Annotated in this window: 2 protein-coding genes and 1 pseudogene; all 3 read left to right on the top strand. The window is 71.2% G+C overall.

Annotated elements, in window-relative coordinates:
- Positions 1-101: 101 nt before the first annotated feature.
- The gene (locus tag AOK22_RS38745; protein WP_055703312.1) at positions 102-512 is read left to right on the top strand and encodes a roadblock/LC7 domain-containing protein; all 411 of its coding nucleotides are present in this window, start codon (positions 102-104) and stop codon (positions 510-512) included.
- A complete protein-coding gene (locus AOK22_RS38740) occupies positions 509-883 on the top strand; it encodes a DUF742 domain-containing protein (RefSeq protein WP_055703311.1) in 375 nt (124 codons plus the stop codon). The genes AOK22_RS38745 and AOK22_RS38740 overlap by 4 nt, the downstream gene beginning before the upstream one ends.
- Positions 864-1,028, top strand: a pseudogene (locus tag AOK22_RS43620) (ATP-binding protein); the annotation flags it as partial. The gene AOK22_RS38740 and the pseudogene AOK22_RS43620, both read left to right, overlap by 20 nt.

Here is a 1,028-nt window from a genome sequence, read left to right as displayed (position 1 = left end):
CCGCCCGTCGTGCCACCGGACACGTCCTTCACCGGCCTGGCGGCCTTCGCCACGGCCGGACGAGAGACCGATGAGCCCCGCACCGAAGAGAGCGACCAGCGATGACGCAGCACGAGACCGACGTGAGCTGGGCGCTCCGTGACCTGACCGAGTCCATCCAGGAGATCCGCTTCGCCCTGGTGGCCTCCAGCGACGGCAAGGCCATCACGTCGTACGGCGCCGAGGACCCCGACGACGTGGACCGCTTCGCCGCCGTGGTCGCGGGGCTGCAGGCGCTGGCCCAGCCCGTCGCCGCGCAATTCCCCAAGTACGGCGGGCAGTTGCGCCTCGCGATGATCGAGGTCGACGGCGGACACCTCTTCGTGGTGCGGGCCGGAGTCGAGACGTACCTCGGGGTCCTCGCCAAGGAAGGGCTCGACCAGGGGCTGCTCGGCCATCAGATGAGGGACCTGGCGCGGCGGATGGGTGAGCTGCTCGGCACCACTCCGCGCCGGGAGGAGCAGCCTGGATGAGTGGCCCCCACCGGCCCACCGACCCGTCCGGTCTGGAGCGCTACTACGTCCTCACGGGCGGGCGCAGCGGACCGGGCGGGCCGGCCGCCGGGCTCGACGTGGCGACGCTCATCGTCTCCCGCACGGCGCCCGTCCCTGGCATGCAGCACGAGCACGAGGAGATCGTGCGCTGGTGCCGTGACCCGCTGTCGGTGGCCGAGCTGGGTGCCCATCTCGGCCTGCCGTTCAACATTCTCGCGGTGCTGGTGGCCGACCTGCTGGAAGCGGGCCGGGTGGAGGCCCGTGACCCCATCCCGGCTTCTTCCCCCTCCGGCCGCGGGCCGGACCTCGCGCTCCTTGAGGAGGTCCTCAGTGGACTTGAAAGGCTTTGACCGCCCCGACCAGCCGTCGCAGGCCGGTGCCCTGCCCGCCGAAAGCCGCTCGGTCAAAGTGATGATCGCCGGAGGCTTCGGCACCGGGAAGACGACCATGGTCCGCTCGGTGAGCGACATCAAACCCCTCACCACCGAGGAGACG

Origin of the sequence: Streptomyces silaceus (assembly GCF_001419745.1) — a bacterium.
Taxonomy (GTDB): Bacteria; Actinomycetota; Actinomycetes; order Streptomycetales; family Streptomycetaceae; genus Streptomyces; species Streptomyces silaceus.
The sequence above is the reverse complement of the archived record's forward strand: the minus strand, read 5'-3'. Positions and strand labels throughout refer to the sequence as shown.